The sequence below is a fragment of the Hymenobacter sp. UYP22 genome (assembly GCF_040547285.1).
Lineage (GTDB): Bacteria > Bacteroidota > Bacteroidia > Cytophagales > Hymenobacteraceae > Hymenobacter.
Genome location: NZ_JBEPPK010000002.1, coordinates 448,382 through 472,645, shown reverse-complemented (window position 1 = coordinate 472,645; position 24,264 = coordinate 448,382). Strand labels below are relative to the sequence as shown.

General features: G+C 58.7%; 29 protein-coding genes. 13 read left to right on the top strand and 16 right to left on the bottom strand.

Annotation, left to right across the window (positions count from 1 at the left end; all coding sequences use genetic code 11):
* Positions 1 to 160: 160 nt before the first annotated feature.
* Positions 161 to 664: a GNAT family N-acetyltransferase gene (locus ABIB60_RS05450; RefSeq protein ID WP_354578258.1), complete on the bottom strand. Its 504-nt coding sequence runs from the start codon at positions 662 to 664 to the stop codon at positions 161 to 163.
* Between the two features lie 95 nt (positions 665 to 759).
* Positions 760 to 1,752 carry a porphobilinogen synthase gene (gene hemB, locus ABIB60_RS05445; protein WP_354578257.1) on the bottom strand — a complete coding sequence of 331 codons (993 nt, stop codon included), beginning with the start codon at positions 1,750 to 1,752 and terminating at the stop codon, positions 760 to 762.
* 362 nt (positions 1,753 to 2,114) lie between these two features.
* On the opposite strand from hemB, the gene ABIB60_RS05440 reads away from it, so the two are divergent.
* Positions 2,115 to 2,432: a hypothetical protein gene (locus tag ABIB60_RS05440; RefSeq protein ID WP_354578256.1), complete on the top strand. Its 318-nt coding sequence runs from the start codon at positions 2,115 to 2,117 to the stop codon at positions 2,430 to 2,432.
* Positions 2,433 to 2,546: 114 nt separating this feature from the next.
* Here the strand turns inward: ABIB60_RS05440 and ABIB60_RS05435 are convergent, their stop codons facing one another.
* From ABIB60_RS05435 to ABIB60_RS05415, 5 genes are all read right to left on the bottom strand, one after another.
* On the bottom strand, positions 2,547 to 3,089 hold the full coding sequence (locus ABIB60_RS05435; RefSeq protein WP_354578255.1) for a hypothetical protein: 543 nt from the start codon (positions 3,087 to 3,089) through the stop codon (positions 2,547 to 2,549).
* A 152-nt stretch (positions 3,090 to 3,241) separates the two neighbouring features.
* Complete coding sequence (locus ABIB60_RS05430; protein ID WP_354578254.1) at positions 3,242 to 3,463, bottom strand: hypothetical protein; 222 nt, start codon at positions 3,461 to 3,463, stop codon at positions 3,242 to 3,244.
* 213 nt (positions 3,464 to 3,676) lie between these two features.
* Entirely contained in the window at positions 3,677 to 4,936 is a 1,260-nt protein-coding gene (gene rocD / locus ABIB60_RS05425) for an ornithine--oxo-acid transaminase (RefSeq protein ID WP_354578252.1), read from the bottom strand.
* A gap of 69 nt (positions 4,937 to 5,005) precedes the next feature.
* Positions 5,006 to 5,518: a DUF2314 domain-containing protein gene (locus ABIB60_RS05420; protein WP_354578251.1), complete on the bottom strand. Its 513-nt coding sequence runs from the start codon at positions 5,516 to 5,518 to the stop codon at positions 5,006 to 5,008.
* Positions 5,519 to 5,560: 42 nt separating this feature from the next.
* A complete protein-coding gene (locus tag ABIB60_RS05415) occupies positions 5,561 to 6,019 on the bottom strand; it encodes a hypothetical protein (protein WP_354578250.1) in 459 nt (152 codons plus the stop codon).
* Positions 6,020 to 6,110: 91 nt separating this feature from the next.
* Here ABIB60_RS05415 and ABIB60_RS05410 point away from each other — a divergent pair, with 91 nt between their 5' ends.
* The 9 genes from ABIB60_RS05410 to ABIB60_RS05370 all read left to right on the top strand — a co-directional run bounded on the left by ABIB60_RS05410 (position 6,111) and on the right by ABIB60_RS05370 (position 14,316).
* Complete coding sequence (locus tag ABIB60_RS05410; RefSeq protein ID WP_354578249.1) at positions 6,111 to 6,299, top strand: C1orf53 family protein; 189 nt, start codon at positions 6,111 to 6,113, stop codon at positions 6,297 to 6,299.
* A 121-nt stretch (positions 6,300 to 6,420) separates the two neighbouring features.
* Positions 6,421 to 6,660: a 50S ribosomal protein L28 gene (gene rpmB / locus ABIB60_RS05405; RefSeq protein WP_044003635.1), complete on the top strand. Its 240-nt coding sequence runs from the start codon at positions 6,421 to 6,423 to the stop codon at positions 6,658 to 6,660.
* Between the two features lie 194 nt (positions 6,661 to 6,854).
* Positions 6,855 to 8,504, top strand: coding sequence for an aminopeptidase P family protein (locus ABIB60_RS05400; protein ID WP_354578247.1), 1,650 nt, complete (start codon positions 6,855 to 6,857; stop codon positions 8,502 to 8,504).
* 149 nt (positions 8,505 to 8,653) lie between these two features.
* Positions 8,654 to 8,836 carry a 50S ribosomal protein L33 gene (gene rpmG / locus ABIB60_RS05395; RefSeq protein ID WP_022825071.1) on the top strand — a complete coding sequence of 61 codons (183 nt, stop codon included), beginning with the start codon at positions 8,654 to 8,656 and terminating at the stop codon, positions 8,834 to 8,836.
* 7 nt (positions 8,837 to 8,843) lie between these two features.
* Positions 8,844 to 9,005 (top strand): DUF4295 domain-containing protein, encoded by a 162-nt coding sequence (locus ABIB60_RS05390; protein WP_315997292.1) that lies wholly within the window; start codon positions 8,844 to 8,846, stop codon positions 9,003 to 9,005.
* A 193-nt stretch (positions 9,006 to 9,198) separates the two neighbouring features.
* Positions 9,199 to 10,176 carry a signal recognition particle-docking protein FtsY gene (gene ftsY, locus ABIB60_RS05385; RefSeq protein ID WP_354578246.1) on the top strand — a complete coding sequence of 326 codons (978 nt, stop codon included), beginning with the start codon at positions 9,199 to 9,201 and terminating at the stop codon, positions 10,174 to 10,176.
* Positions 10,177 to 10,446: 270 nt separating this feature from the next.
* A complete protein-coding gene (gene rimO / locus ABIB60_RS05380) occupies positions 10,447 to 11,760 on the top strand; it encodes a 30S ribosomal protein S12 methylthiotransferase RimO (RefSeq protein WP_354578245.1) in 1,314 nt (437 codons plus the stop codon).
* 199 nt (positions 11,761 to 11,959) lie between these two features.
* Positions 11,960 to 13,552, top strand: a complete 1,593-nt coding sequence (gene bshC / locus ABIB60_RS05375; protein WP_354578244.1) for a bacillithiol biosynthesis cysteine-adding enzyme BshC — start codon at positions 11,960 to 11,962, stop codon at positions 13,550 to 13,552.
* An 83-nt stretch (positions 13,553 to 13,635) separates the two neighbouring features.
* On the top strand, positions 13,636 to 14,316 hold the full coding sequence (locus tag ABIB60_RS05370; RefSeq protein WP_354578243.1) for a 5-formyltetrahydrofolate cyclo-ligase: 681 nt from the start codon (positions 13,636 to 13,638) through the stop codon (positions 14,314 to 14,316).
* Here ABIB60_RS05370 and ABIB60_RS05365 read toward each other — a convergent pair.
* A complete protein-coding gene (locus tag ABIB60_RS05365) occupies positions 14,313 to 14,771 on the bottom strand; it encodes a hypothetical protein (RefSeq protein WP_354578242.1) in 459 nt (152 codons plus the stop codon). The genes ABIB60_RS05370 and ABIB60_RS05365 overlap by 4 nt on opposite strands.
* 151 nt (positions 14,772 to 14,922) lie before the next feature.
* On the opposite strand from ABIB60_RS05365, the gene ABIB60_RS05360 reads away from it, so the two are divergent.
* Positions 14,923 to 15,423: an ExbD/TolR family protein gene (locus ABIB60_RS05360; protein WP_354578241.1), complete on the top strand. Its 501-nt coding sequence runs from the start codon at positions 14,923 to 14,925 to the stop codon at positions 15,421 to 15,423.
* A gap of 66 nt (positions 15,424 to 15,489) precedes the next feature.
* On the opposite strand, the gene ABIB60_RS05355 is transcribed toward ABIB60_RS05360, so the two are convergent.
* The 4 genes from ABIB60_RS05355 to mnmC2 all read right to left on the bottom strand — a co-directional run bounded on the left by ABIB60_RS05355 (position 15,490) and on the right by mnmC2 (position 18,555).
* Positions 15,490 to 15,630 carry a hypothetical protein gene (locus ABIB60_RS05355; RefSeq protein ID WP_354578240.1) on the bottom strand — a complete coding sequence of 47 codons (141 nt, stop codon included), beginning with the start codon at positions 15,628 to 15,630 and terminating at the stop codon, positions 15,490 to 15,492.
* 116 nt (positions 15,631 to 15,746) lie between these two features.
* On the bottom strand, positions 15,747 to 16,307 hold the full coding sequence (locus tag ABIB60_RS05350) for a GDYXXLXY domain-containing protein (RefSeq protein ID WP_354578239.1): 561 nt from the start codon (positions 16,305 to 16,307) through the stop codon (positions 15,747 to 15,749).
* Positions 16,304 to 17,524, bottom strand: coding sequence for a DUF2157 domain-containing protein (locus ABIB60_RS05345; RefSeq protein WP_354578238.1), 1,221 nt, complete (start codon positions 17,522 to 17,524; stop codon positions 16,304 to 16,306). Before ABIB60_RS05345 ends, ABIB60_RS05350 begins: the two co-directional genes overlap by 4 nt.
* Before the next feature lie 344 nt (positions 17,525 to 17,868).
* A complete protein-coding gene (gene mnmC2, locus ABIB60_RS05340) occupies positions 17,869 to 18,555 on the bottom strand; it encodes a tRNA (5-methylaminomethyl-2-thiouridine)(34)-methyltransferase MnmC2 (protein ID WP_354578237.1) in 687 nt (228 codons plus the stop codon).
* Between the two features lie 146 nt (positions 18,556 to 18,701).
* Between mnmC2 and ABIB60_RS05335 the strand changes: the two genes are divergently transcribed.
* Positions 18,702 to 19,142 (top strand): thioesterase family protein, encoded by a 441-nt coding sequence (locus ABIB60_RS05335; protein ID WP_354578236.1) that lies wholly within the window; start codon positions 18,702 to 18,704, stop codon positions 19,140 to 19,142.
* Between the two features lie 190 nt (positions 19,143 to 19,332).
* Positions 19,333 to 20,400: a dual-specificity RNA methyltransferase RlmN gene (gene rlmN, locus ABIB60_RS05330; RefSeq protein WP_502915105.1), complete on the top strand. Its 1,068-nt coding sequence runs from the start codon at positions 19,333 to 19,335 to the stop codon at positions 20,398 to 20,400.
* A gap of 83 nt (positions 20,401 to 20,483) precedes the next feature.
* Here rlmN and ABIB60_RS05325 read toward each other — a convergent pair whose 3' ends face one another.
* The 4 genes from ABIB60_RS05325 to ABIB60_RS05310 form a co-directional block, all read right to left on the bottom strand.
* On the bottom strand, positions 20,484 to 21,635 hold the full coding sequence (locus ABIB60_RS05325; RefSeq protein WP_354578233.1) for a hypothetical protein: 1,152 nt from the start codon (positions 21,633 to 21,635) through the stop codon (positions 20,484 to 20,486).
* A gap of 215 nt (positions 21,636 to 21,850) precedes the next feature.
* The gene (locus tag ABIB60_RS05320; RefSeq protein ID WP_354578231.1) at positions 21,851 to 22,819 is read right to left on the bottom strand and encodes a YihY/virulence factor BrkB family protein; all 969 of its coding nucleotides are present in this window, start codon (positions 22,817 to 22,819) and stop codon (positions 21,851 to 21,853) included.
* Between the two features lie 113 nt (positions 22,820 to 22,932).
* Entirely contained in the window at positions 22,933 to 23,661 is a 729-nt protein-coding gene (locus ABIB60_RS05315) for a DUF3891 family protein (protein WP_354578229.1), read from the bottom strand.
* Positions 23,662 to 23,786: 125 nt separating this feature from the next.
* Positions 23,787 to 24,257, bottom strand: a complete 471-nt coding sequence (locus ABIB60_RS05310) for a hypothetical protein (RefSeq protein WP_354578228.1) — start codon at positions 24,255 to 24,257, stop codon at positions 23,787 to 23,789.
* Positions 24,258 to 24,264 lie beyond the last annotated feature (7 nt).

Genomic DNA, 24,264 nt, shown 5'->3' with positions numbered 1-24,264 from the left:
AGTCCTGCCCGTAGCCAAGGCCGGCGCAGGCTGTTAGGCCCACGAAGAGCAGGAAGCAGAACGAGCGCTTCGCCATAGTAAATGATAGATTAATACGAGTTAGGAATACAGGTAAGCCAGCCGCTAACCTGATGGGCTTCCATGATTTATGTCGCCAGTGCTACGCCAGCCACTTCTCGTAGCAGAAAAACCGCAGGCCGGGTCGGAAAGCCAGCGTGATTTCGCCCGCAAACCGGTAGCCCAGCTTCGGGAACAGCCGTTGCGTGGCCTGATTTTCCGAGTTGGTATCTACGCGCAGCACCCGCAAGCCCTGCTCCTGGGCCAGCTTTTCCGCCTGCGCCAGCAGAGCCGCCGCCAGCCCGTGGCCCTGGGCAACTGGCGACACCGCCAAGCGGTGTGTAACCAGGGCCGGCTCGGCCACGTCCCAGTCGGCCTGGGCGTATTCCGGGTCTTGATGGTTATGGGTAAGGGCCGCCAGGGCGGCTACTTGGCCCTCGTGTTCCGCTACCCACAAATGGCCCTGCTCAATGTCCCGTTGGAATACCTCCGCATTCGGGTAGTCCGCTGTCCACTGAAAATTGCCGCTGGCTTGCATCAGAGGTACCACTTGCTCAATCAGGTGCAGAATAGCCGGAATATCGGCCAGGGTTGCCAAACGAATCATACAAATACAGAAGGTAAATGAATAGCCGAAAGTAAAAGCTCCCGGCAAAACCCTGGTCAGGGCCACACCGGGAGCTTGCAACGCAACGTGAAAACTTAGCCGCGGCGCAATACCTCGGCCGCTTCTTTGGCGAAGTAGGTAAGAATGGCGTCGGCCCCGGCCCGCTTAATGCTGGTGAGTACCTCCATCATAGTCTTTTCGCCGTCGAGCCAGCCTTGCTGGGCGGCAGCTTTCACCATGGCATACTCCCCCGATACATTGTAGGCCGTTACGGGCAGCTGGGTGTTGTCGCGCACTTCCCGAATCACGTCGAGGTAGCTCAGGGCGGGCTTAATCATGACCATATCAGCGCCTTCCTGCTCATCCAGGGTCAACTCACGCAGGGCTTCGCGGCGGTTGGCCGGGTTCATCTGATAGCTTTTCTTGTCGCCTTTTTTGGGAGCCGAGTCCAATGCGTCGCGGAAGGGGCCGTAGAAGGCGGAGGCGTACTTGGCCGTGTAGCTCATGATGCTCACACCCGAAAAGCCGTTGCTATCCAACACCTCCCGAATCCAGGCCACGCGCCCATCCATCATATCCGAAGGTCCAATGATGTCGGCGCCGGCGCGGGCCTGAGCTAGGGCCATCTGACCCAGCACTTCCAGGGAAGCATCGTTCAGAATTTCGCCCGATTCCGCGTCCACAATGCCGTCGTGCCCATCGGAGGAGTAGGGGTCCATGGCTACATCAGTCATTAGCACCACCTCCGGAAACTGCCGCTTGATGTCGGCCACGGTTTTCAGGTACAGGCCCTCCATGTTGGCCGATTCGCGGGCCAGCCGGTCTTTCAGGGCCTCGTTCACCTGCGGAAATGGCGCAAAGCTTTTGATGCCTAACTCCACGCAACGGCCAATTTCGTCGATAACCCGGTCGGCGGAAAACCGGTGAATTCCTGGCATCGACTTAATTTCAATCTGCTGATTCTGGCCCTCCGTGATAAAAATCGGGTAGATAAAGTCGGGGGTGGCGAGGTGAGTTTCCTGCACCATGTCGCGGATAACCTGAGATTTGCGGTTGCGGCGCGGGCGGTGCGTGGGTACAATGGGCATAAGCTGCTTTCAGTTGAGTAGATGGGGTAGAACAACTGCGGCAAAGGTAAGGTTGCGGCCGGCAATGGGTTTGTGCCTGACTAGCTCTTCACCACTACCCGGTAAGTATGTTACTAACGGCCCTTGGTCGAGCACTCCTCATATCCGGCACCACCTCCGCAGCTAGCGGCCGAGGTGCCGCTCTAATTTTATACGAATGCGAAGCCGGTGCTCGAAACCGAGAAGCTGCTCCGGGCCTGGGTAAGCGTAGATACCTCAGCCGGCCACAGCCCAAAATTTTGTGCTGGCTGCTCCTTCTTTCAAACCGTATGTAAATAGGCAGGTAACCAGCCTGATGCACCTCACCCTTTGTTTCCATAGCCATGAACGACCCCAAGCAAACCCCGAATCATCCGAATAGCGGCGAAACCGGCAAACAGGCTCCCGGCGTGAGTGGGCAGCCCTCCGGTCCGCACGAAGGCCCGGTAGCCGGTGGAGCCGATAACACCCGCGGCGAGAATGTGTCCAGCTCTGAAGGCCACAGCGGCGGCGCCAAGAAAGCCAAGGCCGATACCAACCCCGACAGCCCCCAGGGCTCCCACGCCAACCCCTCCGATGAGCGGGGCGCCGACAGTTCCGACAAGGAATTCCGTAACAACCAGCCCAACGACAGCACCTCCCAAACCGGCCAGCACAAGTAGCCCGGCCCACGTAAGCCTTTACCCGATAAAAGCCTCCGTGCCCTGTCCCCACTCATGTTGGGCGCAGGGTACGGAGGCTTTCATTGGGTAAAAGCTTGTTCGTAGAGGAAGTACCTACATGTTGAAGAACTCCTGAAATATTTCCAGCCAGGCGTGCTTGCCACCAATGCCCAACACCAAAAAATAGTAGCCCAGCAGCACCACCAGCGCCCCCACGCCTAGGCCCAGCCACCCACCCAGCGCTATACCACCTATTACCCCACCTACTACCAGTAACGCCCCCAGTATAATGTGCAGGGTATCGTGGCGGGTGGGCTGATTGGGTTGAACCGCTACTGCTGTTTCCGGCTGCTTACGCTGCACAACTGAACGAACCAGGTGCCGCATGGCGCTTAGCCGCTGTGGTGCTGCTGCCTTTGCTGGAGTGGCTGCCACGGGTCTTCGATGCGTTTGCAGCCGCGGCTGTTTTCCTCTCTGGGCATGAGCAGGCATAACAGTAGCAACGGTAGCAACTGGTTCGGCGGCAGAAGGCAGAGGCACCTCGGCGTGCACAGTGACTGGTGGCGTGGGGTGAAACCGGAAAGCGGCCTGCTGACTCTGGCAGCCGCTGAGCAGCCCCAGCAACAGCCCCCAGCTAAGTCGGGTAGATGATTGCATGCCCCAAAGTACCCACAAACTGCCCGAGGTTTCACCTGGCAGTGGGCTAGCAGGCAAAATTACTGCGCAAAAAAGCCGCGCCCCACCCCAGGCAGGTGAAAGCGCGGCCCTATACGCTGAGGGGAGCGGATGATTAGTATGGTGTCGGTGACTTACTGCTGGCGGAAGGCGGCGGCTTCGGCAGTAGTCATGATGGCGCGGGTAGCCTGGGGGCCCTGCGAGTCGTGTAGGAGCAGCACCGTGCTGGCCGAATCAGTGGGGAAAGAGGTTACAGTGCCCGATGTGCGGGTAACAAACGTGGGCCGGCTTACCTGGCAGCTTGCCAATGATGCAACCATACATCCACCGAGTACTACCAGTTGAAGAGCACGCATGACGACTAGGTTTAGAAGGAGTAACGGCTCAAAGGTACCGCCTCGGCCAGGCGCCGCGCCTGGTTCTTCGGTCAGCAGCCTGGCCACCACTATCAGCACCCCCGATTCGTCGGTGAAGGAAATGCCCGCCCGGTGAGTGCTCCAACTTACCCGACAAACGGCCCACCAGTCTGGTGAGCCGTTCGGTATAGTGGGCCTCGGGCAGCTGGCCGCCTAAAACTCCTGAATTACCTGCTCAATGATGTCGCAGGCTTCGTGCAGCTGCTCTTCCGTGATAACCAGCGGCGGGGCAAACCGGATAATGTCGCCGTGGGTGGGTTTGGCCAGTACGCCGCGTTCCATCAGCGTCACGCACACGTCCCAGGCGGTGCGGCCATCGGGGTGGGGCTTAATGATGACAGCGTTGAGCAGCCCTTTGCCGCGCACCAACTCCACCACCTCGGGGCGCCGTTGCTGTACGCGGCGCATGCGCTCCCGAAACACTTCCCCCAACGCCTTGGCGTTGCTGGTCAAGTGCTCCTCTACCAACACATCCAGCGCCGCCCGCAGCACTACGCACGCCAGCGGGTTGCCCCCAAACGTGGAGCCGTGCTGCCCAGGCTGAATGGTAAGCATGATGTCGTTGCGGGCCAGCACCGCCGACACCGGCAGTACGCCCCCACTCAGGGCTTTACCCAGAATCAGAATATCGGCATGCACGCCCTCGTAGCAAACGGCCAGCAGCTCACCGGTGCGGCCCAGCCCAGTCTGGATTTCATCGGCAATAAACAGCACGTTGTGCGCCTTGCAAAGCGCGGCTGCCTTGGCCAGGTACCCATCCGAAGGCACCATCACGCCAGCCTCACCCTGAATAGGCTCTACCAGAAAGCCGCAGACGTGCGGGTCTTGCAACGCTTCTTCCAGCGCCGCCACATCATCGTAGGGTACCACCTGGTAGCCGGGCATGTAGGGCCCAAAGCCGCCCGTGGAGTCGCCGTCGGTGCTGAAGGAAATAATGCCGGTAGTGCGGCCGTGGAAGTTGTGTTCGGCCACAATGATGCGAGCCTGGTTTGGGGCAATACCTTTCTCCTGGTAGCCCCACTTGCGGGCCAGCTTTAGCGCCGTTTCCACGGCCTCCGCCCCGGAGTTCATCAGCAGGGCCTTATCGTAGTTGAATAACTCGCACAACTGCTTTTCAGCGGGCCCCAGCTGGTCGTTGAAAAATGCCCGCGAGGTAAGCGTGAGCTTTTGGGCCTGCTCGGTAAGGGCCCCAATAATGCGGGGGTGGCAGTGGCCCTGGTTTACGGCCGAGTAGGCCGAAAGAAAATCATAGTACTGCTTGCCTTCCACGTCCCAGAGGTGCACACCCTCGCCCCGGCTCAGCACCACGGGCAGGGGGTGGTAGTTATGGGCACCGTAGTGGTCTTCCAGGGCCATCAGCTCCTGGCTGCGGCTGCGGGTAGTGGGGGCAGAATCAGGGAAGTGGGCGGGCATTGACATAAGCAGAACGGAATGTGGGTGGGTGTTTCCAAAACTACGCAAAACCGGGCGGGCCGGTCAAGGCTAGCGTTGCTGGGCATCAAGGAACTTGCCCACAAAGTTGCCTTCTTCCCCGCCATCGGGCATGGCTACCGTCCAGTCCAGCACCGCCGATTCCGGGAAGGTAATCAGCTGGCCGGGCTGATAGGAGCGTACCACGTTCAAGTCGTTGCTAATGATGCCTTTTACTGTAGTCCCGTTCCATTCGCGCACCCGCACAAACACCTGCTCATACGCGCCGCTGGGGTCGAAAATACGGGTAGTCAGAAAAAAGGCATGGCCTGCAGGCAAGCCTTTAAGGAAGCGTTGCTTGGCTTGGGGCAGCGTCCGGCGCGCCTGCTTAATGGCGGGGGCTAACAGCTTGTCAAACGCCCGCAGTTCTGCCTCCGCCGAAGTGCCCGCTATGGCTACGGGCCGGTCGGTGGGGGCCGTGGAGGCCAGCGGGGCCTCATTGCGAGGCTGTTGAGCCACCGCTGCCTGGCTGCTTAGTAGAAGTGCCACCAGTCCCAGGAATCGGCAAACAGGAATACGCATCATGCCCAGCAGAATAAAATAGAGGTGAATGAAATGCTGGTAAAACTACTCTTCCTCCTCGGTCAGGCGTTCTTCCAGGTCCCAATATTTACCCAAATAATTGCCCTCTTCCCGGCCGCCGGGGTGCAGAATCAGCCAATCCAGCACCTCACCCTCCGGCAGCTCAAGGGGGGCCGGCGGGCCGGGCGTAGTGCCAATAATCTGCCCGCTCAACTGCGAGCTTCGCCAGTTGAGTACCCGCACTACCAGCAGCTCCGGGGTGGCAGCTTCGTTGAGGCCCCTGGTTACTACGTACAGCTGAGCGCCCGTTGGCAAGCCCCGCTGAAACTGGCGGCGGGCAGCATCCAGGGTGCGGCGGGCCTCTTTTAGCGGCAACGGCGGAAGTAGGGCCGGGGCCCGCGCCACCTGCCGCACCAATTGCTGCGGTCCAACCGGCCCCGGCTGCGCCGCCGCCCACACCGGGTACAAGCAAATAACCAGCACAAGAGGCCGCAGAACACGCATACCGAGGGGCTTGAAAAGATAAGCAAGATAGGGCCTAGGCGCTCACCTTGGCTGAGCTGCGTAACTTGCCGCCTCACCCAGCCCGCCCACTGTGCCGCGCCCCACTCCCCAGCCCCTGCAACCCGGCGACTTTTACTACACCCCCGAAGGCTATATGGTTTTCACGGAGCAGTATCACCGGCGGCGGGGCTCCTGCTGCGGCAGCGGCTGTCGGCACTGCCCCTGGAAAAAGAAACCCGGCGCAGCCCAAAGTACCGACTCAACTTCCTTGGAAGGGTGAAGATTCGGTGCAATTTTTAGTTAACCCGCTATTTTCCAGTACAACGGTTTGATTTCGAAATATTAATTACGATATTTGCGGCCCCGTTTTTCTGCTTTGTAACACTCAACTTTCTGATATCATGGCCCGTGTTTGTGACCTTACTGGCAAGCGTACCCGCGTAGGCAACAACGTTTCGCACGCCAACAACAAAACCAAGCGCAAGTTCTACCCGAACCTGCAGAAGAAGCGTTTCTACATCCCCGAACAGGATGCTTGGGTTACGTTGAAAGTGGCAACCAGCACCATCCGCACCATCAACAAGAACGGCATCATGTCGGTCCTGAAGAAGGCGAAGGAGCAGGGCTTCATCGTTTACTAGTTTCTCTTTCCGAGAAATCAGTCGTTTTTTCGCGAAGCTTCTGCGGCCTATGCTTCTTTGTAAGGAGCATATAGCCGCGGAAGCTTCGCGTTTTTCGGTTTTTGGGTAGGCAGGAGCTGAGCCCGGGCTATTATCTTCGCTTGGCGGCCTGCCCCGCGCAACGGATGCCGCGCGGATAGGTCTTTCTCCCTGCTATGTCTACTCCCTCTCTTTCGCGCGCTTTCCGGCCCGTGCTGCTGCTGGCGGCGGCCTTGCTCACGTTGGCCCCAGCTGCCCAGGCCCAGCACACCGTCGGCCCCGACCATCCGGCCGATCAACTGGCCCCGTCCTTCCATAAGCAGCGCCGCGAGTTGGTGCGGCAGGCACTGCCGGCCGGTTCAGCGGCCGTGGTGTTTGCCGCCCCCGTTCGCAACCGCGCCAACGACGTGGACTTTGTGTACCACCAGAACCCCGACCTGTATTACCTGACGGGCTACCAGGAGCCAAACAGCTTGCTGGTTTTATTTAAAGAGCCCCAAACGGTAAACGGGCAGCCTGGCGTTACGGAAATGCTGTTCGTGGACCCCCGCAACCCCCAACGGGAGCAGTGGACTGGTCACCGCCTGGGTGCTGAGGGTGCCAAGCAGCAGTTGGGCTTACAGTTCGCCGCCGATAACAACGCGTTTGTAACCTCCGGCATCAAGTGGTACGATTTCAAGACGGTACTGTTTGCGGAGCTGCCTGCCGATGTGCGCGACGATGACCGGGACCCATCTGACCTGTTCAACTTGGTGGCCTCGTTTCGGCAGCAGGCCGCCGTGCCCACCGATTTCAACCCCCAACAGGCCGAGCTGTACACAACCATTCAGCGCTACGGAGTAGCCAACGCCGCCAACCTGCGGCCCTACCTCGAAAACCTGACCAAGCAAAACCCCGGTGTGGCCCAGGATGCCTACGTGCAAGCCTACCTGAAAGCCACCACCGACGCCGACCGCCAGAAAGCCATAGCCAACCGCCCCGTGGCTCGCTTCGATGCCAGTACCCTCAATGATGTATTGGGCGACCTGCGGGCCGTAAAAACACCGGAAGAAATAGCCCTGCTGCGCCGGGCCGTCCGCATCAGCGCCGTGGGTCAGCAGGAAGTCATGAAAGCCACCCGCCCTGATATGGGCGAAATGGAGCTGCAAGGCCTGCATGAGTACGTGTACAAAAAGTACGGGGCCGAGTTTGAGGGCTACCCTAGTATTGTGGGCGCCGGCAACAACGCCTGCGTGCTCCACTACATCACCAATGATAAACCTCAGGTAAAAAACGACCTGCTGCTGATGGACTGCGGTGCCGAATACCACGGCTACACCGCCGACGTTACGCGCACCATTCCGCCCAGCGGCAAGTTTAGCCCGGCCCAGCGCCAGATCTATGACATTGTGCTGGCCGCCCAAGAGGCCGGCTTTGCCGCCTGCAAGCCCGGGGCCGAGTTCCAGGCCCCCCACAAAGCCGCCCAAAAAGTTATTGCCGACGGCTTGCTTAAGCTCGGTATCATCCAGAAGCCGGAGGACGTGCGCACCTACTTTCCCCACGGCACCAGCCATTACCTGGGCCTGGATGTGCACGACCGGGGCAACTACGGCCCCCTGCAGGCCGGCAACGTAATTACCGTGGAGCCTGGCATCTACATTCCCGAAGGCAGCCCCTGCGACAAGAAATGGTGGAATATTGGCGTCCGAATTGAAGATGATGTGCTGATAACCAGCGCAGGCTCCGAAAACCTCTCCCGGGAAGCTCCCCGCACCGTGGCCGAGATTGAGACGCTGATGGCCAAACCCAGTGCTTTGGATGACTTTAAACTGCCCGTATTGCGGTAAGCAGAGCGCAGCCCACACAAATGCTATGCACCCATCCAAGGCCTTGTGAGCATCCTTCTCACATTCCATCAACTATTTAGCTGTGCTATATTTGACTTTTCAGAAAAGCCTTGTACCTTTGCAGTCCTTAATCCCAAAACCCCGTCGAGATGGCTAAGAAAGGCAACCGGGTGCAGGTAATCCTTGAATGCACTGAGCATAAGAACTCGGGGCAGCCGGGCACCTCGCGCTACATCACCACCAAGAACCGTAAAAACACTCCTGAGCGCATCGAGCTGAAGAAATTCAACAACGTGCTCAAGAAGATGACCGTTCACAAGGAAATCAAGTAATTGAGCAATGGCTAAGAAAGTAGTAGCAACCCTGAAGACCCCCGGTGGTAAGGATTGGGCAAAGGTGATTCGTGCCGTTAAATCGGAGAAAACCGGTGCCTATACTTTCCGCGAGGAAATGGTGCCCGTTGACAAAGTGCAGGAGTACATCAGCACTGGCGTTAAGTAATCCGGCGCCACCCGTGGCAACCTGATATAGTGTGAAGAAGTCCCGCCAACGTGGGACTTTTTTGCGTTGTCAGGGGGTAGCCCTTGGTGCTTAGTTGTTAGTGCTTAGCGCCACAGTACCTATACCTACGGCTGTACAGCAGTTTTGCCAACTGGCTTCCACGCACTACCACCTACGCACTAGGCACCAACCAATGGGACTTTTCGATTTTTTCAAGAAGGATAAGGAAAGCAAGGAGCAGCAGCAGGCTCTTGATGAGGGCCTGCAGAAAACCAAAACCAGCTTCTTTGATCAATTGAGCAAAGCCGTGGTGGGCAAAGCCACCGTGGATGAGACCGTACTCGATGATCTGGAAACCATGCTGGTGCACGCCGATGTGGGCATCGACACGACGGTGAAGGTGATTGACCGCATCGAGAAGCGAGTAGCCCGCGACAAGTACGTGAGCACCTCGGAGCTAGACCGCATCCTGCGCGAGGAAATTGTGGAACTGCTGGACCGCAACAGCGGCGCCACTGGCTCCCGCGCCATCCTTGACCGGGCCGACAACACCGGCTCTCCCTTCGTGATTATGGTGGTGGGCGTGAACGGGGTGGGCAAAACTACTACCATCGGTAAGCTGGCGCACCGTTTTCATGCGGCTGGCAAAAAGGTAGTGCTGGGCGCTGCTGATACCTTCCGGGCCGCCGCCGTGGACCAGCTCATTATCTGGGGCCAGCGGGTGGGCGTGCCGGTTATTTCCCACGGCATGAACACCGACCCCGCTGCCGTGGCCTTTGATGCGGTGCAAAAAGCGGTGGATATGCAGGCCGATGTGGTGATTATCGATACGGCCGGCCGCCTGCACAACAAGGTGAACCTGATGAACGAGCTCAGCAAAATTAAGCGGGTGATGCAGAAGGTGATTCCCGATGCGCCCCACGAGGTGCTGCTGGTGCTCGACGGCAGCACGGGCCAGAATGCCTTTTTGCAGGCCAAGGAGTTCACCAAAGCCACCGAAGTTTCGGCCCTGGCCATTACCAAGCTCGACGGCACGGCCAAAGGTGGCGTGGTTATCGGCATTTCCGACCAGCTGCAGGTGCCCGTGCGCTACATCGGCGTGGGCGAGAAGATGACCGATTTGCAGCTGTTCGACCGGACAACGTTCGTGAATTCGCTGTTTAAGAAGTAAGCCTTACTATCTGGCTCGTCATTCCGAGCGGAGCGAGGAATCTCGCGTGCTGTTGTTGCAAAGGTAACTCTGACATCAGCACGCGAGATTCCTCGCTCCGCTCGGAATGACTGTTTTACACTCATCGACTTCTATCATAAAGAAACTTCCTCAGTAGGAAAAGGCGTTGCCTCCTGCGTACCTTTGCGGTCCGATTTTCGTCGCGGGTTCCAAGTGGGCAAGTTTCTCACACAGAAAGTCTTGCCCAGCCGCCCGCCTACTCAATCCAGCATGAAAGTAAGAAGCCAGCAGGCGAATAAAGTCAACGTCATTACCCTTGGCTGCTCCAAAAACCTCGTCGATTCGGAGGTGATGATGGGCCAGCTCCGCGCCAACCAGTTCGACGTAACGCACGAGGCCGACACCAGCGACGCCAACATCGTCATTATCAACACCTGCGGCTTTATTGATAACGCCAAACAGGAAAGCATTGATACTATTCTGCGCTACGCCGACGAAAAGCAGGCCGGCCGCCTGGAGAAGCTCTACGTAACGGGCTGCCTCTCCCAGCGCTACAAGGACGACCTGGAGGTGGAAATTCCGCAGGTTGACGCCTTTTTTGGTACGTTGGAGCTGCCGCAGCTGATGAAAACGCTGGAGGCCGATTACAAGCACGAGCTAGTGGGCGAGCGGCTGCTGACCACGCCCAAGCACTACGCCTACTTCAAAATTGCCGAGGGTTGCAACCGGCCCTGCTCGTTCTGCGCCATTCCGCTGATGCGCGGCAAGCACCAGGACCGCCCCATTGAGGACTTGGTAAAAGAGGCCAAGCGCCTGGCCAGCATGGGTACCAAGGAGCTGATTCTCATTGCCCAGGACCTGACCTACTACGGTTTGCAGCACTACGGGGAGCGGAAGCTGGCTGACCTGATGCGCCACCTTTCCGACGTGAACGGCATCGACTGGATCCGGCTGCAGTACGCGTACCCCTCGCAGTTCCCGATGGATGCCCTGGACGTGATGAACGAGCGGGACAACATCTGCAAATACCTGGATATGCCCTTGCAGCACGTGTCGGACAACATGCTGAAAACGATGCGCCGGGGTATCAGTCGGCGGCGCACCGTGGAGCTGGTGGACACCATTCGGCAGCGCGTGCCGGGTATTGCATTGCGCACCACCCTCATTGCCGGACACCCCGGCGAAACCCAGCAGGACTTCGAGGACCTCTACAACTTTGTGGAGGAAACCCGCTTCGACCGGCTGGGCATCTTCACTTACTCCCACGAGGACAACACCCACTCCTACACCTTGGAAGACAACGTGCCCGACGAGGTGAAGCAGGACCGCGCCGACCAGATTATGGAGCTGCAGCAGGGTATTTCGATGGAGCTGAACGAGGAGCGCGTGGGCCAGACTTACAAGGTGCTCTTCGACCGCAAGGAAAGCGGCTACTTTGTGGGCCGCACCCAGTACGACTCGCCCGAGGTGGACAATGAAGTGCTGGTGCCCGCTACCAAGGATACCTACGTACGCCTCGGCGACTTCGCCCAAGTGCAGATTACGGAAGCTTCCGACTTCGACCTGTACGGCAAGCTGGTGTAGTTTTTTTAGCTGTTAGCTACTAGCTGTTGGCTGTTGGCTGGTAATAGGCGTAGGTGCCTGGCCAGTTGACAGCCAATTGCTTTTAAGGGTTTTGCCAAGTCTGGAAAGCTGTCAGCCAGTAGCTAAAAGCCAACGGCTTGAAAAAGCTCAGTTACTTTGTGGCCGCTGGCCGGTTATAGCCCGATACCTCTCCTCTCGTATGTCCGTCACGACTCTTTCGTACGCCGAAACCGGCGCGTTTTCCCCTCTACTGACCGATTATCTGGCCCAGGCTCCCGCCCTACGGCCCTTCTTTCACCGCTTTCCTACACTGTCGGCTTTTGCGGAGCAGATACAAGAGAAGCAGGCCAGCTACACCACTGAGGCCCGGCAGCGGCTGGTGCAGGAGTTGCGCGGGCAGTACGCTGCGCTGCCCACCGTGCACCCGGCGGTGCAGGCCAACCTGGACCTGTTGGAGAAGGACACAACGTTCACCATCACCACCGGCCACCAGCTTAACCTGCTCACTGGCCCGCTATACTTCATTTATAAGATTGTAACGGCCGTGAAGCTGGCCCGCCAGTTGAAGGAGCAGTATCCGCAGTACGATTTTGTGCCAGTGTACTGGATGGCTACTGAGGACCACGACTTTGCCGAAATCAACCACCTGAACCTGTTCGGGAAGAAATACGAGTGGAACGCCGCCGAAACCGGCGGCCCCGTAGGCCGGCTGCCGCTGGCCGGGCTGAAGGAAGAATTGCTCGACCAATTGCCCGCCGATGTGCCCGCCCCGTTCCGGGAAGCCTACGAGCAGTCGAGCACATTGGCGGAGGCCACCCGTCGGCTCACCCAGAGCCTGTTCGGAGAGTATGGCCTGGTGAGCTTAGATGCGGATGCGCCGGCGCTCAAACAGGTGTTGGTACCGGTGCTGGAGCAGGAAATTCAGGCTCAGGCTTCCAACCAGGCAGTGCAGGCGGCCAACGCTCAACTGGAGGCGGCCGGCTACAAGCCTCAGGTGTACTCGCGCCCACTCAACCTGTTTTTCCTTACTGATGCAGGTAAGCGGGAGCGGCTGGAGTACGACGCTGCCCAGGATTGCGTGCAGATTACGGTGCGCAACACCGGCCACTGCCATACCCAAGCCGAGCTACTGGAGCTGGCCCGCCAGCACCCTGAGCAGTTCAGCCCCAACGTGGTGCTGCGGCCCTTGTACCAGGAGCTGCTGCTGCCTAACCTGTGTTATATTGGCGGCGGGGCCGAAGTAGCGTACTGGTTTCAGCTAAAAGGTGTGTTTGCGCAGAACAACGTACCATTCCCCATTCTGCTGCCCCGCAACTCAGCCCAGTACATCGGCAAGGCCAATGTGAGCAAGCTGCGCAAGTTGGGCCTTACTTCCGTGGATGTTTTCCGGCCGCTGCCGGAGCTGAAAAAACAGGTGGGCTCCGCGTTGGGGCAGGAAGAAGTGAGTTTACAGGCTCAGCAGCAGCAAATGGCCACCGCATTTCAGCAACTGTCGGAGTTGGCCCAGCGCCTCGACCCGACGCTGGTAAAAACGGTGGCTGCCGAGCAGCAGAAAGTGGCCGGCATTGTGCAGGGGCTGGAAAAGCGCCTGAGCAAAGCCGCCGAGGCCAAACATGAAACTGCCTACAGCCAGCTCACCACCCTCAAGGACAAGCTGATGCCTGGGGGCCATTTGCAGGAGCGCGAGGATAATATCATGAGTATCCTCATCAACAACCCCGGCTTTATCGGTCAGCTTCTGGATGCTTTTGACCCGTTGGCCCTGGAGTTTACGGTGCTGGAAGAGGAGTAAGCTCGCGGCCTCATCCAGCACGAGCCTTTGCCCGCTTCATTGCACTGGATGGAATAGGCGCCGCTTCTGCCTCACCAGTGTATATGCTTGCTCGTCTTATTTCTTTATCCGGAGTTCCTGCCACCCGTGACCTGTCTTTTGGTCTGCTGAAAGACCGGAAAGTAGCTGCTGCAACCCGCTTTGCCTCGCCCATGCTGAAAGCCGACCTCCGCCGCGCCGCCCTGGCCCGCCGCCGGGCCCTGACTGAAACAGCAGTTGTCGGGCGGAGTGCTAAGCTCTGGCAACAGTTGCTCAGGGAGTTTCCGGTGCGGGACTGGCACTGGCTGCACGTGTTTCTGCCGATTTCGCAGCAGCGTGAGCCCGATACCTGGGCCCTGATTCATCGGGTGTGGCAGGAGCAGCCGCAGCTGCAGCTGGCCGTGCCCGTGGTGCAGCCGGACGGCCACACGCTCCACCATTTTCACCTGACGCCCGCAACCCAGCTAACAGAAAGCCGCTGGGGAGTGCCGGAGCCAACAGAAGCCTCGGAGGTGCAGCCGGAGCAACTGGATGCGGTATTGATTCCTCTGCTGGCCTTTGATGAAGGTGGGCACCGCGTCGGCTATGGCAAAGGTTTCTACGACCGTTTTCTGGCCCAGTGTCGTCCCAACGCCCTGCGGATTGGCGTGAGCCTGGAGCCGCCGGTGCCCCGCATAACCGACGCCTGGGAAGGGGATGCGCGCCTGCACGCTTGCCTCACGCCGGAGCGGGTGTGGTGGTTTTAAGCGGTTCGTGGTCTGGCCACCAGCTTTGTCAGGCGAATGCTCGCCCATAAAGCAGTTAGCAGCAAAATGCTGTGTAGCCCCCAGAGCATCCAGAGCACACCCGATAACGGAGCAACAGCCGTAACCGGGCTAGGGGAAAGGGGCGGATAGATGGTGAAGCGGGTGTTGACGCCTGCAATGCACAGCAGTAGTTCCAGCCCTACACTGCTCCCGGCCAGTAATACGAGCAGCGGCTTACTCTCCCTGGCCTGCCGCTTCAGGCTGCTGGCTGCCAGCACCAGCAGAAACGCGAGGGTCAGCAGCAAGATTTGGCCGGCATAACTCCCTACTACAACATACGTGTTGTGCATCTGAATATCGAGGGTGGCTTGTAGAGCCGTCTTGCCAAGCAATAGCCACAGCAATAGCACCCATAAAACCAGGCTGAAACAAAGAAGGCGGGGAAGTTTGCGCATGCAAGCGAAGGATACTCCGGTGCGGTGTACCGGTGGGGAGAATGAGGGTGAAAACGATTGCAAGAATAACCACCCGCCCGGCAGATACAATACCCGGCCAGTGTATAGCGTTGCCTGCATACAACCGTATTTACCTAACCCCAACATCGTTATGGCCAACCTCCAAACTGCCGTCCCCGCCGCCCGTGGTACCAAGCCTCGCGTCAAGAAACATGCTTTCCACCTCGATATGACCCCGATGGTAGACCTGGCCTTTCTGCTGCTCACTTTCTTCATGCTAACCACTACCTTCAGCAAGCCCACCATCATGGAAGTAGCCATGCCTGACCCGAAAGGGAAAACGGATGTGCCGGCTTCCGGGGCCATGACGGTGCTGCTGGATAAAAACCACACGGTGCATTACTTCTACGGCCTGAACTCTGAAGCCGAGCCTGCCCAGTTGCACACCACTTCATTCGGGGCTGGAGGGCTACGGCAGGCGCTGCTGTCCTTCCGCCCAAAGAACGGTATGGTACTCATCAAAGCCTCCGATAAAGCCGCTTACCAGAGCATGGTGGATGCCTTGGATGAGATGAACATCACGAATACTAAAAAGTATGCGTTAGTAGATATTAACCCCGCCGACGAACAACTGCTGGCTCAGGTGCGCTAGTTACTAGTAGAATGAAGGCGAAAGACAAAGGCCACCGGCTTTCTACAAGAGAAGCCGGTGGCCTTATTACTTTCCGTGGGGGGCACTTTCGGGGGTGGCTGCTGCTACGGGTAACTTAGCAGCAGGTTTTTTTCGGGAGGTGGCCGCTTGACCGGCGCGGCGCTGAGCCGCCAGCACCTCGCTGAGGGAGGACAACGTGACTTTCATATAAAAGCAGTGTAAGTGGATAATGCAACATGCAATAGGTAGTGTAGGAGTAGCGTAGTACCGGCAAGATACATAAACAGAGCAGAAAATCAGCAGCTTGCCCGCGAATCTGCTTGTTATTGCCGGGCAGTGGTCTCCAGTTTGATGATGCGGGCCTGCCCCCAGGGTGCCACGCTGATTTGCACGCGCATAGCCCGGCGCTGGCGTAGCTGCCGGCTCATCGTTTCGGGCACGTAGTACCGCTCCAGGCCGTAGCGCAGGCGCACGCCGCGCCGCCACACGGCCTGCACCGACCCGCGCAACACTACCTGTGACCCTTGAGTAGCCGGGCGCTCCGGGTAGATGGCTGTAGCCGCGTAGGTGCCATCAGCGGCCGGGGCCAGTAGCACGTAGGCGGCCTGCTGGCGGCGGGGGGGCGTGCTGCCCCGCCACAGCTGCCCCGGCAGCTCGTTGATTTGGTAGCGTAGGTTCAGGTAGTCGCCGTACAGCAGGTCGCGGGGGTCAACGGGCTGGGTGCTGAGCCAGAGGGTACGGCCCAGGGCGGCGGTGGCGTAGCCCGCTGCCGCCACGCCCAGCACAAACAGCACCTGGGCCGCCACCAGCCACTGCAGCCAGCGGCGGCGCTTGGGCTCGGGCAGCTCAGGCAGGGGGCTAGAGAAAGGAGTTTTCGGTATCATGGCTGGGGAGGAGTGGAGCCGGCAAACGTGCGGGCGGCCCGGCGGCGTAGTCCCCACCAGATACCCAGCAGCAGCAAGCCGCCCAGCAGGAAAAACAACGACTTATCCATGAAGCCCCAGGTGAGCTTGAAGTAGGCCACGGCTGTGGTAAGAATGAACAGCACAGTACCCAGTGTCACCCGGTCGGGGTTCTGCTCCTGGTGGGCCCGCACCAGCACCGAGCCAGAGTAGGCGTACAGCACCACCAGCGTAGCCACGGCCAGCGGCAGGCCGCCGGTAAAGTAAAAGCCGGGCAGCAGCAGTAGCCAATCGGTGAGGCTACCCAGCCGGCCCCGCTGCTGCTTGCCCACCGCCGATAACACGGCTACGCCGGCCAAAGCTGCCACGTAGGGCACCATAGGGGCCCGCAGCTGCCCAGCGTAGATATCCGACTCCCCGAATAAAGCCAGACCCAGTGTAAACAGAAAGGCCGCTACCAACGGCGGGCCCTGCAAGGCGCGGCCAGCCGGCCGGTTGGGCTGCCAGTCGCCGAGAGTATACACCAGCATGGCCGGGATAAAAAACCAGGTGATTTTGACGTGCAAATGGTTGATGAGCAGCGCCGCCTGCCACAATAAGCCCGTGGCCAGCACCCCACCCAACAGGGCATCGGGGCGGCGCCACCAGTAGTAGCCCAGGCCCAGCGCCGTGCCCACGGCCGTGAGGTAGCTGAACGCGCCCAGTTGCCCGGTGTTGTAGCCCTGCACAATGCCACTGATTACGGCCGTCATCAGAAACAGCAGGCGGCTGCGGTAAAGCCAGGTGAGCCCCATGCCCGCCACGGCCCAAGCCAGCAGCCCCGTCAGATCATACCCGATAAGCTGGTACAATTGACTGGTAAGCACGATGCTGGCCCCGAACAGCACGAGGCCCAGCGCCACCAGCCCCATACCCAAACTCAGGTTGCCGCGCCGCCGGAAATATTCGCCCCCGGCGTACGCGGCGCACAAGGCCCCGAGCAGCAGTGCCAGGCGCACCAGCTCGGGCAAGCCCTGCCAGTTGGCCGCCACAATACTCAGCGCGCTCAGGCCTACCAGCAGGCTGCCCAGCAAAGGCAACAAGCCCACGGCGGTGGCATCGGTGGGGTAAAGCGCCAGCAGCTGCTCCCGCTGCGCTTCCGAAATGAGGCCTTTCTGCACCCACTCGCGCCCGTCGGTTTCCAGTAGTTTTCGGCTCATAGGGCGGGCAACTTACGCAGGATGCCGGAAATTAAGCTAGCGCCAGATTAGTTAGGACTGATAATGTACCAGCTACTGGCCGAGTTAGGCTGGCGGTACCACGCCGCGTGCCCGGAGGTGCAAAAGCAGCCCAGGCACTGCGTATACTGCCATTGGTGCCGGCAGTTTGGGCATTGGCCCGCCGTAGAAAACGTGTCCCAGGTATGGCCGCAGCTGCACTGCCACTCCTCGCCCCCGGCGGGCTGCCAGTTGCACTTGGGGCAGGCAATGAAAAGGCGGAATCTTCGGCGGGGCATGTAAAGCAGCGGTTGCAATAAGCGGAAAATCAGGTTGGGGCAGCTGGCTTAGCTACGCTTCCAGGCCCGGGTCATTTCGCGCTTGCCAGGCGGGCCGGGTATTTTCTCCACCAGCCAACCGGCCGCCAGCAGGCTCCGCTTGAACGAGCCTTTGGCGCAGTAGCTGACCAGGCAGCCCCCCGGGGCCGCCGCCGCGTACAGCTGCTGAAACACCTCGTCCGTCCACATATCAGGCTGCTTCTCGGGGGCGAAGGCATCAAAATAGATAACGTGGTAGGTATCGTTAGGCAGGGGCGTGGTCTGGAGCTCCCCGGCCATTTTCATCAGCACAAAGTGCGGCGTCAGGGCCACCGGCCGGCCCCAGGCGGCGGCGTGCAGCTGCTGCTGATAGTCCAGCAGCTCTGGGTCGTGGAGGTAGTTCTCCGTGCCCAGTTGGCCCACTATTTCCCAGGGCAGCGGGTGCTTTTCAATGGTATCGTAGAATACCGGTTGGGGGGCTGAGTGGCTGCGTTCCAGGGTCAGTAAGGCGTTCAGGCCGGTACCGAAGCCAATTTCCAGCACCCACACCGGCTCCGTGGCCGCTTCCAGGGCCGACTCCAGCCCAGCGGCCAGGTACACGTGTCGGGCCTCCTGCACGGCGCCGTGAGTACTATGGTAATGCTCATTCAGGGCAGGAACAAAAAGGGTGCTGGAGCCATCGGCCGTAGCACGCACTTCGACGTGGGGCGTCGTCATAAAAGCAGAAGTAATACAGGCCGGAATCTACGGCATCGGTGCCCGCATACTGGCCGGGCACTATAGCCCAATATACGCCGGATTTGGTGTAAACCCGCTGCCGTTGTTGGGTGTACCTTGCCGGGCATTTCATCCAACTGCTGCTCATGGCCCGAATTAAGATTGCCCTGCCCGAATCCTTCTCCGTGACGGTGGAGTTGCCCCTGCGCATCACCGACCTGAACTACGGCGCCCACCTCGGCAATGACGCCCTGATTAGTCTGTTGCACGAGGCCCGGGTGCAGTTTCTGCGGGAGATGGAGCTTACCGAATTCGACCCGGCTACCAAGCAGGGCCTCATCATGGCCGATTTGGCGGTGGAGTACAAGGGCGAGGGGTTTTACGGGGACGTGCTGCGGGTGCAAATGGCCGCTACCGACCTGCACAAGTACGGCTTCGACGTGGTGTATCAGGTGCAGACCACCACCGGCCGCCCCATTGCCCGCGCCAAAACCGGCATGCTCTGCTTCGACTACACCGCCCGCAAGCTCACCGAATTACCAGCCGAAGCCGCCGCCCGCCTGCGGAGCGGTGAATCAGTGAATTAGTGATTTAGCGAGTTGGTTGGTCGTCTGGAACTGCTTGGGATAGATACTGCCGAACAGAAAACGCACTAAGTCACCACTTCACTAACTCACGACTCACCACCCGGCACTTTTTTCATTCTCAGCGGGTTGAGGCACGTTCCCGGCTTGAAGCGTAGGGCTTCGGCGGCCGGTGTTGTATCTTTGCAGTATGATGATTGATTTGCCCGTAGTTTCCAAGCGCGACATCCGCAAACTCACCCCCGACGAGCTCAAGGCCTTTATGGTGGAGCACGGCGAGAAGCCCTTCCGTGCCAAGCAGGTGCTGGAGTGGCTGTGGAAAAACACGGCCGGCACCTTCGAGGAGATGAACAACATCAGCCTGGCCACCCGGGAGCTGCTGGCCCGGCACTTTGTTATCAACGGGGTGCAGGTACAAAACCACCAGCTCAGCAACGACGGCACCATCAAATCGGCCTTCCGCCTCTATGATGGCAACATTGTGGAGGGCGTGCTCATTCCGCACGATACCCGCATGACGGCCTGCATCAGCTCCCAGGTGGGCTGCTCGCTCACCTGCAAGTTTTGCGCTACCGGCTATATGGACCGCAAGCGTAACCTCGATGCGGCCGAAATCTACGACCAGGTAGTACGCATTCGGGAGCAGTGCGAGGCCCAGTACGGCACGCCGCTTACCAACATTGTGTACATGGGCATGGGTGAGCCGCTGCTGAACTACGCCAACGTGGTAAAAAGCATTGAGCGCATCACCGCCCCCGACGGCCTGAACATGGCCCCGCGCCGCATCACGGTGAGTACCGCCGGCATTGCCAAGATGATCAAGAAGCTGGCCGACGACGGCGTGAAGGCCAACCTGGCCTTGAGCCTGCACGCGCCCAACGATGCCAAGCGCAACGAAATCATGCCCATCAACGAAGCCAACTCCCTGGCTTCGCTCAAGGATGCGCTCCAGCACTACCACCAGGTAACGGGCCGCAAGGTGACGTATGAGTACATCGTATTCGAGAGCTTCAACGACACGTTGCAGGACGCGGAGGAACTGTTCCAGATTTCGAAGTGGATACCCTGCAAGGTGAACCTGATCGAGTACAACCCCATCGAAAACGCCGACTACATCAACACCGCCGACGATAAGCTCACGGCCTTCCACAAGTACCTGGCCGACCGGGGCGTGCAAACCAACATCCGCCGCTCCCGGGGCAAGGATATTGACGCCGCTTGCGGGCAGCTAGCCGTGAAAGAGAAGGCAGAATCGGTGTAAAAACCAAGCCATTAAGACAGAAAGCGCGGCGACCAACTCTGGTTGCCGCGCTTTCTGTCTTAATGGCCTAGCCGTGTATTAGGTTATTTAATTCGCCCAAAGCGGTAAGCTACTTCTGCATAGGCTGGGTAGATGGAGCCTATCTCAGTACCATAGATAAACCCTAAGCTGCCACTGATGCGGCTGGCCGCTACGCGCGTACCAATTAAGCCAGCGAAGCCCCCGTCGTAAAAATAGGTTTCGTTCAGCAAAGAGAAACGGCGGGAGATGCGGGTACTACCACCGAGCATCACTATCGGAGTGGTTTCAGAGCTTTCGCCCGCGAAGCCATAGCCTAACCCCAGCGTAGCATTGTTATCGGCAGTGCCGTAGGTGGCTACACCATACCCGATACCAGCTCCGCCGCCATCGGTTCCGAAGCCAAAAGCGCGGGCATACAGTACTCCGGCTCCCACATTAAACTTCTCCGCGACAGGGATGCTCACCTTGGGCGTTACAGCCAAAAAGTTGGCTCCTAGCCCAGGAATAAGTGGAAAAAGCACGCCCACCGAAAAGTTATCGGTTATACCATAGTTGGCACCTAGCAAAATGATGTCAATGTTCTGAACGTATCCCTCGCCCTTGCGGAGGTTGCGCGCGGTAGGGCCAAAAAAGAGGCGGGTTCCATTACCCACAGGATCATAGCCTCGCTGAACCTGGCTGGCGGATAACTGTGAGAATTGCCGAATGGTAGCTCGCTGAATAGTTATCTGACCAAGATCTTTAGTTTGAAACACTAACTCAGTCGGCCGACTCTCAACCAGTATTCCAACAAAGGAAGTGCCGGAAACCAGTTCTACAGAGTAGGATTGCCCTACTATTTCGGCGGGCCCCTGCGCAGCAACAGCTCCGGTACTAGCTGCAGTGGTGCCAGAAACCGCCGCCAGCCCAAGTTCCCGGACGCGCACCTCAATGGTTTCGCGGATGGCAGCAAGTTCGGCTTTCGTAAACGGCCGCAATACGGAACGGCCGTCGCGGAACTGGGTAATAAGCGTTACAGTGCTATCAGAGCTCTGACTTTGTTCAAACCGGGCCTCTGTAAAATTATCGGCGCTGTAGTACGGAAAAAGGCCGAAAGTAATTTTTTCCTGGCGGTCAATGGTTGGGCCAACTACTGGGCTGACAACATATGTACGGCTAGTGGATTGTTGTGCGTAAATGGAACTACTGACCACACCAAGCAGGAGGGTAAGCATGGTTTTTGATGCCCGAAACATAAAAATAGGGAGGAGAAAAGAGAAGCTCTAACATACCGTTTTATCTATACAGTTAGCAAAGAGTATAGCCAAATAAAACACGCAGAATTCAGGCTTTTCAGCTGAGGCAATGATGCACCTCATAGCACAAAAAAGGCTTGCTGTATGCCTACAGCAAGCCTTTTTATGTGAACTAGGGTAGTGAAAAAATGACTTTACGCTTTCCAGCGGCCCTTGGCGCGGGGGCGGCCGGTGGCAATTTCCTCGTGGCTTTCCCCCTCGGGCACCTCCCGGGTTTCAATGCGCACGGCGTGGGCTTTAGGCTGTACCCGTTGCCCAAAGGCATCAGCAAATTCCTGGGTAAACTCGGCCCCGAAAAAAATGATGAGGGCCGAATAGTTTACCCATACCAGCAGAATAATGGCCGAGCCCGCCGCCCCGAAGGTGGAGCCTGGATTGGCTTGGGCAATGTAAAACGCAATCAGGTACTTGCCCAGCATGAACAGCAGCGCCGTGATAAACGCACCCACCCCCACGTCGCGCCAGCGGATAATGGCATCGGGCAGGAAGCGGTAGATAAGGGCAAACAGCAGGGAAGTAATGAACAGGGAAAGGCTGAAATCAATGAGCTTGAGCAGGAATACCGTTATTTCCGGCATCAGCCGCTGCAAGTAATCGGTGAAGAAGGAGAGCGTGGCGCTGATAACAAACGAAATGAGCAGGAGCAGGGCCACGCTCAAAATCAGGCCAAACGACAGGAGCCGGTCACGCACGAACTGCCAGATGCCGTTGCGCGGCTTCACCTTCAGGTTCCAGATGTCGTTGATGCTTTCTTGCAGTGTTACGAAAAAGGTAGTAGCCGCGAAAATAAGCGTTCCAACCCCAATGACGGCGGCAAACCCGCTCCGTTCCTGCTTATTAAATTCGTTGATGCTGTCCTGCATGAACTTCGCCGCGTCGGGCCCCACCAGGCCCTTCATCTGGGCGTACACCTGGCCGGTAATAGCCTCGGTACCGAATACCGTGCTGGCCGTGGTAATGACGATGATGAGTAGCGGGGGCAGCGAAAAAATAGTGTAGTACGACAACGCCGCCGCGTGCCGCAGGGAGTTGTTGGTCATAAATTCGCTGGCCGTCATCTTGAGGATGTTCAGGACGTCGGAAAGCTTGTAATGCGTAGCCATGGGCGCGGGATTCGGGGGCGAAAGGTTGCTGCTAGTACGGGCTGGGTAGGCGTGGCGTTTGGTTGAGCTCGACAGAACTTCCGCGCGTTTGGGTTGGCCAATGGCGGCGGCCCTTACTTTTGCAGGTCCCAGCGCAGGGTTTCAATGGGGGCTTTGCGCAGGGCCTGGGCCAGCTCCTCATCATCCCGAAACTGCAGCTGAGCCAGCACCGTAGCCTCCACGCTTACCGAAAAATGCGTTTCGCGGAAGGGCCAGGGCTGTACCTGCACGGGGCCGGCCTCGGCCGGGCGCAGTACCTCGTAGCGGCGGCCATTGGGGCCGTGATAAATTTCCAGGGCCCGGCCCATTTCCGGTAGCTCCTGACGGCACAAAATCAGGCTGAGCCGGTCGCACCAGTGCAGGAGCGTATAAGCTTGGTCGGCCTCGGCCTTTTTGAGCTTCAACTCGCGCCGCCAGGTTTTCTGGCAGGCTAGCTGCTCATCCAGGAAGCTGTCAATTTCCGCCTTCTGACCCCGCAGACTCTCGTACAGCGTGCTCAGGTGCAGACTGGTAAGCAAGCTCCGCCAGCGCCCCTGAAAGCGAGCGGCGCGCATCAGGCGGGTGGCCTGCTCCAGGGAAAATTCCTTCATGGTGAAGTTGGCTGGGGCCCCGGCGGGCGTGAGGCCGTAGTGCCCGGTCCAGTCGGCCTGCTCATCATCGTGCTGGGCGGCGGCGGCCAGCAGGCCCACCCACCGGTCGGGGGGCAAAAACGCGGGCCACTGATGCAGCAGCTGCGCCGCCAGTAGCGCATGAGCTTGCTGGTAGATAATCTGCCAGCCGGTAGGCACGTAGTTGACAATCATGGGGAGGGCGGTATCGGTTCTTGCTCAGAAACGCACGGCTTGCCCGGAGGTTGGCCGGGGCAGCCAAAAACGAAAACGCCCCACCGGAGAGGTAGGGCGTTTTCGTTTTTGGCCAAGACCAGGAATCAGGAAGTGGCAGAAATATCGGCTGCGGCCATACGTTGCAGGAATTGCTCAGTCCAATACGCATCCAGGCCAACTTCAACCATACCGACCTGAAATAAACCGGGTGTGTATTCGGTTTCGCTCAGGGAAGTTGCCTTAAATGGCTCTGGTTGCTGCAGCAATTCAATATGGCTGTACGGGATTCTGACCAGGGAAGAAAATCCCATGTTGTTGCGGATGACGACATCCTGCGCATCAAAGCCAATCTGCAGTACATCGTTGTACCATATCCCCCCAATAAGGGCGTAGAATGGGACCATGCGCAACATGCCATGCGAGCTTTCATACTGGTCCAGCAACTGTGCCCAGCCGGCCTGAAATGGATTGGCAGAACGCACGTTGCCGTAGTAGCGCCGGATAATGGTACGAAAAAACCAATATATCAGGTAAACAGCGCCGGCATTAAGGGCCAGTCCAACCAAGAAGCCCATAACGCCC